The sequence below is a fragment of the Ruegeria sp. AF8 genome, assembly GCF_056541825.1.
Map to the genome: position 1 here is coordinate 134,098 of NZ_JBQFYW010000012.1, position 9,710 is coordinate 143,807.

General features: G+C 59.3%; 10 protein-coding genes and 1 pseudogene. 8 read left to right on the forward strand and 3 right to left on the reverse strand.

What is annotated here, in order from left to right; translation table 11 throughout:
- Positions 1–267 precede the first annotated feature (267 nt).
- Positions 268–1,866: a phosphoenolpyruvate carboxykinase gene (locus tag ACR0AO_RS17925; RefSeq protein ID WP_480606426.1), complete on the reverse strand. Its 1,599-nt coding sequence runs from the start codon at positions 1,864–1,866 to the stop codon at positions 268–270.
- 345 nt (positions 1,867–2,211) lie between these two features.
- On the opposite strand from ACR0AO_RS17925, the gene ACR0AO_RS17930 reads away from it, so the two are divergent.
- From ACR0AO_RS17930 to ACR0AO_RS17960, 7 genes are read left to right on the forward strand one after another with little or no spacing between them, the layout of a single operon-like run.
- Complete coding sequence (locus ACR0AO_RS17930; RefSeq protein ID WP_480606429.1) at positions 2,212–2,916, forward strand: response regulator transcription factor; 705 nt, start codon at positions 2,212–2,214, stop codon at positions 2,914–2,916.
- Positions 2,917–2,950: 34 nt separating this feature from the next.
- A complete protein-coding gene (locus ACR0AO_RS17935) occupies positions 2,951–4,657 on the forward strand; it encodes an ATP-binding protein (RefSeq protein ID WP_480606432.1) in 1,707 nt (568 codons plus the stop codon).
- A gap of 3 nt (positions 4,658–4,660) precedes the next feature.
- The gene (locus ACR0AO_RS17940; protein ID WP_480606435.1) at positions 4,661–5,131 is read left to right on the forward strand and encodes an HPr kinase/phosphorylase; all 471 of its coding nucleotides are present in this window, start codon (positions 4,661–4,663) and stop codon (positions 5,129–5,131) included.
- The gene (rapZ, locus tag ACR0AO_RS17945) at positions 5,128–6,009 is read left to right on the forward strand and encodes an RNase adapter RapZ (protein WP_480606439.1); all 882 of its coding nucleotides are present in this window, start codon (positions 5,128–5,130) and stop codon (positions 6,007–6,009) included. The genes ACR0AO_RS17940 and rapZ overlap by 4 nt, the downstream gene beginning before the upstream one ends.
- Positions 6,006–6,398, forward strand: a complete 393-nt coding sequence (locus ACR0AO_RS17950; RefSeq protein WP_480606442.1) for a PTS sugar transporter subunit IIA — start codon at positions 6,006–6,008, stop codon at positions 6,396–6,398. Before rapZ ends, ACR0AO_RS17950 begins: the two co-directional genes overlap by 4 nt.
- Positions 6,399–6,414: 16 nt before the next feature.
- Entirely contained in the window at positions 6,415–6,684 is a 270-nt protein-coding gene (locus ACR0AO_RS17955) for an HPr family phosphocarrier protein (protein WP_480606445.1), read from the forward strand.
- A gap of 42 nt (positions 6,685–6,726) precedes the next feature.
- Positions 6,727–7,620: a lysophospholipid acyltransferase family protein gene (locus ACR0AO_RS17960; RefSeq protein ID WP_480606448.1), complete on the forward strand. Its 894-nt coding sequence runs from the start codon at positions 6,727–6,729 to the stop codon at positions 7,618–7,620.
- 10 nt (positions 7,621–7,630) lie between these two features.
- Here the strand turns inward: ACR0AO_RS17960 and ACR0AO_RS17965 are convergent, their stop codons facing one another.
- On the reverse strand, positions 7,631–8,506 hold the full coding sequence (locus ACR0AO_RS17965; protein ID WP_480606451.1) for a 3-hydroxybutyryl-CoA dehydrogenase: 876 nt from the start codon (positions 8,504–8,506) through the stop codon (positions 7,631–7,633).
- Positions 8,507–8,670: 164 nt separating this feature from the next.
- On the opposite strand from ACR0AO_RS17965, the gene ACR0AO_RS17970 reads away from it, so the two are divergent.
- Positions 8,671–9,498 carry a DUF6473 family protein gene (locus ACR0AO_RS17970; protein WP_480606453.1) on the forward strand — a complete coding sequence of 276 codons (828 nt, stop codon included), beginning with the start codon at positions 8,671–8,673 and terminating at the stop codon, positions 9,496–9,498.
- A gap of 63 nt (positions 9,499–9,561) precedes the next feature.
- Here the strand turns inward: ACR0AO_RS17970 and ACR0AO_RS17975 are convergent.
- Positions 9,562–9,710 (reverse strand): annotated as a pseudogene (locus ACR0AO_RS17975) (electron transfer flavoprotein subunit alpha/FixB family protein); the annotation flags it as partial.

The window sequence follows — 9,710 nt, forward strand, 5'->3', positions numbered from 1 at the left end:
TTGTTCATTTTGATCAGGATTTCATTAGGCTGCTTATATCGCGAGTGTGAGTGAGCGGCGCATTCGCAGCCCCAAGGTACTTTCAGTCATGGCCCGGTGCAATTGCGCCGGGCCATTTTTTCCGAAGGGTGAAAAATTTGAACCAGCGTAGAAGCGTTGATGGCACGCTTTCTAGATTTGCGGGAGATCCGCAGCAGCGAATTCGCTTTGTACGTGCAACGCCTCCGGTCCGGAACAGGAGGCGTTGCAGATTTGTGCGTCCGAATGTCAGCCGATTGCGACGGCTTTGACGTCCTCGTCGATGAAGGGCAGGTACTGTTCGAAATTCTCGGCGAACATCTGAACCAGTTTTTCGGCCTGCTTGTCAAAGGCGGCCTGATCGTCCCAGGTGCGGCGCGGGTCCAGCAATACTTCGGCAACGCCGGGTACTGAAACCGGCACGTCAAAGCCGAAATTGGCGTCCTTGCGGAACTCGGCTTCGGCCAGAGAGCCATCGAGCGCAGCAGTCAGCAGGGCGCGGGTGGCCTTGATCGGCATCCGGCTGCCAACACCGTAAGCGCCGCCGGTCCAGCCGGTGTTGACCAGCCAGCAGGTGGCGCCGTGCTGAGCGATCTTGTCGCGCAACAGGTTGCCATAAACCTCGGGGCGGCGCGGCATGAACGGGGCGCCGAAGCAGGTCGAGAAGGTCGGCTGCGGTTCGGTCACGCCACGTTCCGTTCCGGCCACTTTGGAGGTAAAGCCCGACAGGAAGTGATACATCGCCTGCGCCGGGGTCAGCCGCGAGATCGGCGGCAGCACGCCAAAGGCGTCGCAGGTCAGCATGATGATGTTCTTGGGATGCCCGCCCAAGGCCGACTGCGAGGCGTTCGAGATATATTCCAACGGATAGGCACAGCGCATGTTTGCGGTCAGGCTGTCGTCATTGAAATCCAGCTTTTTGGTCTCGGGATCGAACACCATGTTCTCGATCACGGTGCCGAACTTGCTGGTGGTGGCATAAATTTCCGGCTCGGCCTCGGCGTTCAGGTTGATGGTTTTGGCATAGCAGCCGCCCTCGAAGTTGAAGGTGCCGCGATCCGACCAGCCATGTTCGTCATCACCGATCAGCACCCGGGACGGGTCGGCAGACAGAGTGGTCTTGCCGGTACCTGAAAGGCCAAAGAAGACGGCGGTGTCGACCGGGTTGCCGACCGCGTGATTGGCCGAGCAGTGCATCGGCATCACACGCTTTTCCGGCAACATATAGTTCAGCAGGGTGAACACGGATTTCTTGTTCTCGCCCGCGTATTCGGTGCCACCGATCAGGATCAGCTTGCGGTCGAAATTCAGCGCGATCACCGTTTCGCTGCGACATCCGTGCTTGGCCGGGTTGGCCTGGAAACTGGGGCAGTTGATGACGGTGAAATCGGCGGTGAACTCGTCCAGATCCTCACGATCCGGGCGGCGCAACAAGTGGCGGATGAACAGGTTGTGCCAGGCCATTTCGGTGACCATGCGCACATTGATCGAATAGGCCGGATCGGACCCGCCCACGAGATCCTGCACGAAATAGTCGCGGCCCTTCATATGCGCCAGCATGTCCTTGTACAGCGCATCGAACCCTTCTGGGCTCATCTCGGCGTTGTTTTCCCACCAGATGGTGTCGGCAACGCTGTCGGTTTTGACCACGTGCTTGTCCTTGGGGGACCGACCGGTGAACTTGCCGGTGGTCACCAGAAAGGCGCCGCCATTGCCAAGGGTGCCTTCGCCGCGCTTCAGCGCCTCTTCGATCAACGCCGGTTCCATGAAGTTGTAGTAGACATTGCCCAGACCCTCGATGCCCTGATCCTCGAGGCGGAATTGCGGGTTAACCCGTCCAGATGTCATGCGTTTCTTCTCCTGTGGCGGCGCGACGGCGGTTTGGCCGATTGCGCTCTTGGGGCAGTTTGCCGGTAGAAATGGCCGGCGGTCGCCGGCGTCTTATCACGCAAGTTTAGAGCATGAACAGGACGGTTTGGCGCAGTTAGCGCCACCAAGGCAAGGTTTAGCGCAACCATGTATTCAGCGCCCAAATAGCTGGCACGGATTCACTTGGGATAGGGGTCATTTGTCTCCAAATGGGCAACAGTTTTGTAGTGATTCGCAGATATGCATTGATTCGAGGTCATAAAAACGCCAAAAATGCGTGAAAACATACGTGGATTGAGCAGTACAGCAGCAGGGGCATTCCAAATGTCAAAGATTGCACTGGTGGATGACGACAGGAATATTCTGACGTCTGTCTCCATGACACTCGAAGCCGAGGGGTTCGAGGTCGAAACATATAACGATGGGCAGGCGGCGCTGGATGCCTTTAACAAGAAATTGCCGGATATGGCAGTTCTGGACATCAAGATGCCCAGAATGGACGGGATGGACCTGCTTCAGCGGTTGCGCCAAAAAACCCAGATGCCGGTGATCTTTCTAACATCGAAAGACGACGAGATCGACGAGGTTCTGGGCCTCCGGATGGGGGCGGACGACTATGTGAAAAAGCCGTTTTCGCAGCGTCTGCTGGTGGAACGGATTCGCGCTCTGTTACGCAGGCAGGAAGCGAATTCCGGAGACGCGGTAGAGATTTCTGGTGGCGACGCCAAAGTCATGGAGCGCGGTCATCTGAGAATGGATCCGCTGCGTCATTCCGTGAGCTGGAAAGGAACGGATGTTTCGCTGACGGTTACGGAATTCCTGCTGTTGCAGGCGTTGGCGCAGCGCCCGGGTTTCGTGAAAAGCCGCGATCAGCTGATGGACGTTGCCTATGACGACCAGGTCTATGTTGATGACCGCACAATCGACAGCCACATCAAACGGTTGCGTAAAAAGATGCGTATGGCCGATCCGGATTTCTCGGCGATCGAAACGCTGTATGGAATAGGGTACAGATACAACGAAGAATAATCGCCCTTTTTGGGGGGAAGGCGAAGGGATTCTCGTGCGCGACACAGGATCAGCGAACGGGCCACGCGACGGTGATGTGGTTCTGGGGGACGATTGGGTTATCCCGCTTGACCCCGAATCTCCGGATATGCGTTTTGTCCGGCCCCGGCGGCGTCTGCTGGCGCTGCATAGTTCGACCCTTGCGCGCAAGATCATTACGTTCAACCTGATCGCCCTGATCATACTGGTCGCGGGTCTGCTTTGGTTGGACGATACCCGCAAAGATCAGGTACTGCAGCGCGCCAGTGCGCTGATCAGCGAAGCGGAACTGGCAGGGGACGTTTTCGAAGCGAGAATCGTCAGCAACCCGACCGAGGTGACTGGTAGCGAAGAGCTCGATGTTGAAGCCACCCTGGCAGGGCTCAGCCTTCGCAATGGGGTCGAGGTTTTCGTGTTCGACCCGATTGGCGATCTGGCGGGATGGGTACGTGGGGCGACTCAATTGCCCGCGACTGTCCTGAGCAGCCGTTCGGACACCGGTCCAACCATCATCAGCGACGGCCTGAATGCCGTCTGGAACGGGATGTCGTCGATCCTGAACGGCAACCGGTCAAAGCCTTCCCCTGATCTGGCCGATCAGGTTGGCGCGATGGTGCCCGCAACGGTTGAAACCGGTTCGCAGGTTCGGGCGCTGACCGATGCACGGGGGGGGACAGTCATCGTGGCCACTACCCCGATCCAGCGCGGGGGGCAGACCATCGCGGTTCTGGCGATGGCGGGTCCAGCGGGTGAGATCGACGCGCTGGCCCGACAGGAGCAGGAGCGCGTCCTGCAGATGTTCGTCGTGGCGCTGCTGGTCTCGGTGGGCCTCAGCCTGGTGCTGGCCTCGACCATCGCCAACCCGTTGGCCGATTTGGCCGAGGCGGCAGAGATGGGCAACGACCACCACAATCAGCGTATCAATCCCGGTCGCATCCGAATCCCGGATCTGAGCGCGCGGCCGGATGAAATTGGCCGGCTGAGCCGGGCGCTGCGCGGCATGGTGGCGGCGCTTTACAACCGGATCGAGGGCAATGAGCAATTCGCGGCGGATGTCGCGCATGAAATCAAGAACCCGTTGGCCAGCCTGCAATCGGCGGTCGGAACTCTGCGTGTGGTCAAAAAAGATGAGCAGCGCGAAAAACTGTTGGAAATCATCGAGCACGATGTGCGCCGTCTGGATCGTCTGGTCAGTGACATTTCGAACGCATCGCGGCTGGATGCGGAACTCGTCAAAGAAGAGGAACAACCATTCGACGTTTTGGCCATGCTTGGAAATTTGGGTCAGTTTCTGGGTGAGGACGCACGTTCCAAGGGCATCGACTACATCACCGACATGCCCGCCGGGCCTGTCACCATCAAAGGGCTGGAGGCCCGGTTGGCGCAGGTGTTCGTCAACCTGATCACCAACGCGATTTCCTTCTGCGGCGAAGGTGACGCCATCCGCGTCTGGGCACGGCGGCGCGATGGCCGGGTGCTGATCGTGGTCGAGGATACCGGGCCGGGGATACCCGATCAGGCGCTGGCGAAGGTTTTCAAACGCTTCTACTCCGAACGTCCCGAAGAGCATTTCGGCAACAATTCAGGGCTGGGTCTGGCCATATCGAAACAGATCGTCGAAGCCCATGGCGGCGTCATCTGGGCCGAGAACATCCGCCCCACCGATGCTGATGTCACCTCGGACCCGCTGGGCGCACGATTTGTCGTGGCGCTGCCGATCTAGGATATGAGTACCGAGGCGCTGACCCGCGTGGCCGATCGCCGGAATGCAACGATCCACGCCAGTTGCGTGGCAATCGACGGCAAGGGGGTGCTGATCGTCGGGGCCTCAGGGGCCGGTAAATCGTCGCTGGCGCTGATGCTCATCGGGTACGGTGCGAAACTGGTCGCCGACGATCGGGTCGAACTGTGGATGGAAAACGACCTGGCTCTGATGCAATCCCCTGCCGCAATTGCGGGCCTGATCGAATCGCGCGGTGTCGGTCTGATCCGATGCGAGGCGGTGGGGCCGGTTCCATTGACCTGTGTGGTCGATTTGGACCGGGTCGAAGAGGTCCGTTTCCCTGAACAACGAAGGATCCGGGTGCTGAGGCAATCTGTGCCATTGCTTCGCGTCGTCAAGGCCCCACATTTCGCACCATCGTTGATGCAATTCCTGAAAGCGGGTCGAGTCGATCCGGAGTGGCCCAACAAATGAACCCGCAGAAACGTATCGTATTGATCACCGGGCCGTCCGGTGCGGGCCGATCAACGGCTATTCATGTGTTGGAAGATCTTGGGTTCGAGGCCATCGACAACCTGCCCATGGGGTTGCTGATGCGGCTTCTGGACGGGGGCGAACAGCCGCGCCCGATGGCGCTGGGGATTGATGCGCGAAACCGCGATTTCTCGACCATCGGATTTCTGGAACTGGTGGCCCGGCTTGGTCGGATGGAAAGCATCGATCTGACAACGCTTTATCTGGATTGCAGCGAAGAGGTTCTGCTGCGCCGGTTTTCCGAGACGCGCCGCCGCCACCCGCTTGCGCCCGGAGCCAGCCCCGAGGCGGGCATCCTGCAAGAGATGGAGGCGCTGCAACCCATCCGCGAGATTGCCGACACGCTGATCGACACGAGCAACCTGAATATCCATCAACTGCGCGAAGAGGTCGAGCGGTGGTTCGCCCCCGAAGGTGGGCGGCATCTGGCGGTTTCCATCGAATCATTCTCCTATAAACGCGGCCTGCCGCGCGGGTTGGATATGGTGTTCGATTGCCGGTTTCTGGCCAATCCCTATTGGAAACCTGAACTGAGGGCAGCGGACGGGCGCAGCCCCGACGTTGCCGCTTATGTTGCGACCGACCCGAACTTTGCACCGTTCTTCGACCGCGTGTTCGACCTGCTCTGGATGCTGCTTCCGGCCTATCGGGCCGAGGGCAAGGCGCATCTGTCGGTTGCTTTCGGCTGCACCGGCGGGCAGCATCGTTCGGTCGCCCTAGCGGAAGCGATCGCAAAGGCCCTTGCAGAAAAGGGTCAGCAGGTGTCAATAAGGCATCGCGAAATGGAACGCCGCGCATCGAAGGTAAAACCGGGTTGATCGGGATCGTAATCGTAGCACACGGGGGGTTGGCCAAGGAATATCTGGCCGCGATGCAGCATGTCGTGGGCAGGCAACCAGGCTTGGCGGCGGTTTCGATCGAGGCGGATCATGACCGTGAAGAAAAACAGTGTGAGATCTGCGCCGCAGCCGACGAGGTGGACACGGGCGACGGTGTCGTGGTCGTAACGGACCTGTTCGGAGGCAGCCCTTCGAATCTGAGCCTTCGGGCCTGTGCCCCGCATGACCGGCGTATCCTGTATGGTGCAAACCTGCCGATGCTGATCAAACTTGCCAAAAGCCGCCATTTGCCGGTGGCGGATGCTGTCCGGCAGTCCATGGAGGCGGGCAGAAAGTATATAAACGCGAAGAATGTGACCCTTGATTGAATCTGGACAGATTGAAATGACGATGCGAAGTTTGAAAATAGTCAATGAAAAGGGCCTGCACGCCCGCGCCTCGGCAAAGCTGGTCGAGGTTGTCGAAGGGTTTGACGCGACGGCAGAGGTGTCCAGAGAGGGACTTTCCGCCTCAGGCGACAGCATTATGGGCCTTTTGATGTTGGCAGCGTCGCGTGGAACAACTATTGACGTCGAGACGTCCGGCCCGGATGCTGAGGCGTTGGCGGAAGCGTTGGAATCTCTGGTGAACGACAAGTTCGGCGAAGGATACTAGGCGCGCTGTCCTTTTCGACGTGAAGAACGGGAAGACCAAGACTTGGCGGAAACCGCGCACAATGGCAAAGTTGACCCTGTGGTTGATGGGACCGGAGAACAGGGTGAAGTCTACGACCGTAGAACCCTGACCTATGCCAATTCCTTTGACGATTTCTGGACGTCGACCGCCATCCGCACCATCGAATGGTTCACAGGTAAGTTGACGATTCTGCGAATGGTCAGCAAGTTCGAAAAGAAGAACGAGCTGTATCGCGGGCAAAAGTTCTGGGGCGGTGCTCTGGAGGTTATGGGCATTGACCTGCTGACCCCGGACGAACAGATGGCGCGCATCCCGAAAAATGGGCCGGTCGTCGTCGTCGCCAATCACCCGCATGGCATGGTCGATGGAATGATACTTGCCGAGCTGATCGGACGGGTCCGGCAGGATTATCGCATTCTGACCCGGTCGGTCCTGACAGGGCTGGACGAGGCGGCGACCTCGTTCATGATCCCGGTGCCATTCCCGCACGATCCCGAAGCGCAATCCAAGATGATCGAGATGCGCGCCAAGGCGATGTCCCATCTCAAGGCCGGCGGCGTTGTGGCGCTGTTCCCGTCGGGTGTGGTGATGTCGTCGGACAGTTGGTTCGGCCCGGCGATCGAACGGGAATGGAATGTCTTTACCGCACAGATGATCCGCCGTTCGAAGGCGCGTGTCGTGCCGATCTATTTCCCGGGGCGTAACTCGCGCGCCTATCAGATCGCCTGCCAGGTATCGCCAATCCTGCGACAAGGGCTGTTGCTGCACGAAATCGTACGGTCCTGCAAAAAGCCGCAGGCGCCGGTTATCGGTCATCCGGTTTCGGAGAAGGATATGGCCCGGCTGGACAAAGACCCGCGCGGTTTCATGGCCTGGTTGCGGGATCACACAATGGCGCTGGTGAAAGGCGGTTGATCGGTTTCGACTATCGAGTCGGAACCGGAACCTCCCCGCGATAATCGTAAAACCCGCGTTCGGTCTTGCGACCGAGCCATCCGGCCTCGACATATTTCGTGAGCAAGGGACAAGGCCGGTATTTGGTGTCCGCCAGCCCCTCGTGCAGCACGTTCATGATCGCAAGGCAAGTGTCCAGCCCGATGAAATCGGCCAGTTCCAGCGGCCCCATCGGATGGTTTGCGCCCAGCTTCATCGATTGGTCGATGGATTGGACGCTGCCCACGCCTTCGTACAGCGTATAGACCGCCTCGTTGATCATCGGCATCAGGATGCGGTTGACGATGAATGCGGGGAAATCCTCGGCGCTGGCGGCGGTCTTGCCCAGCTTGTCCACAACGGTTTTGCAGGCCTTGAAGGTTTCCTCGTCGGTGGCGATGCCCCGAATCAGTTCGACCAGTTGCATCACTGGTACCGGGTTCATGAAATGGAAACCCATGAACCGTTCTGGCCGGTCGGTACGGCTGGCCAGCCGGGTAATCGAGATCGACGAGGTGTTCGAAGTCAGAATCGTGTGGGGCAGAAGATGCGGTTGCAAGTCTTCGAAGATCGCCTGCTTGATCGCTTCGCGCTCGGTTGCGGCCTCGATCACCAGATCGGTATTCCCCAGATCGGGCAGGTTCAGCGTCGTTTGGATTCGGTTCATCGCCGCCTGCATGTTGGCGTCGGTGATTTTGCCGCGCGATGCCTGTCGGGCCATGTTCGTCTCGATGGTTCCGAGGGCCTGATCCAGAGCCTGCTGGCTGACATCGGTCAGCAACACCTCATACTCGGCAAGCGCCATGACATGCGCGATGCCGTTTCCCATCTGGCCTGCGCCAATCACTCCGACCGTTTTGATGTCCATCTCTGTGGTGCCTTTCTCGCGGGTTACCGGGACATTACCGGTAGGGTGGGGGCGGCGGCAAGAGGTGGCGAATGGCAGGTTTTGCTTCAAATGCGCGCATTAAAAGTTTTGCAAGGTCTGTGGCGCCAAGGTGTCGGTCGGGTGAATAAACTTGGGTGATGGCCATGAGCTTTGACAGAATGGGTGTGAGCGCCCCCGAAGATCCGATTTGCCGGTATGAGCCGGAGGGGCCGGTATTTCGCGGGCCGCCGCGTGAGTTCGGCGCGAATTGCGCGATCTGCATCGGCGGGGCCGAGACATTTGGCCGTTTTGTGCAAGAACCGTATCCCGCCTTGTTGGAAAAACGGCTGGGTCAGCCCTGCGTCAACCTAGGCAGCGCCAGTTGCGGGTTCGAAGCGCTGGCGGCCAGCCGGTTCGTGCGGTCGCGGGTCAATGCGGCGGAATTCTGCGTGGTCCAATTGCCTGGCGTTCAGAACCTGCCCAACCATCTATATCGCGTGCATCCGCGTCGCAATGACCGCTTCCTCGAGCCAATGGAAGCGCTGCGGACGCTGTATCCGGAGGTGGATTTTACCGAGATCCATTTCACCCGGCATCTGCTGTGCACTTTGCAGGGGATGGATGATGCGAGGTTCGAATTGGTTAAACAGGAACTGCGGGAGGGCTGGGTCGCACGGATGCAGGCCTTTCTGATCGGGATCGAGACGCCGGTCATTTTGCTCTGGTTGCGCTATCACGAGCCGCTGGCCGAAGAACATGGCGGTCCGCCCGGGCCGGAGCCTTATCTGGTGACCCGGGACATGGTGGATCGGTTGGCGACGCTCTGCGCCAGTGTGATCTGTGTGCCGGTGCGGGCCTGCGGCGAGTCCGAGGATCTGGCCGACGTTCTGTTCGGGACCTTGCAACAACCCATGGCCGAGCATCTGATCGGTCCGGCGACCCATCAGGCAATCGCCGACAGGCTGTTCCGGGCCGTCAGGGATCTGCAATGAAAAAGGCCCGCCGGGTTGCGGCGGGCCTGTTGAGATTTTTCGTCGAAAAATCTTGTCCGGTAATCAGCCGACTTTCCCGGTTAGCTCAGGCACAGCGTCGAACAGGTCGGCGACCAGGCCAAAATCGGCGACCTGGAAGATCGGCGCTTCTTCGTCCTTGTTGATCGCAACGATGACCTTGGAGTCCTTCATGCCCGCCAGGTGCTGGATCG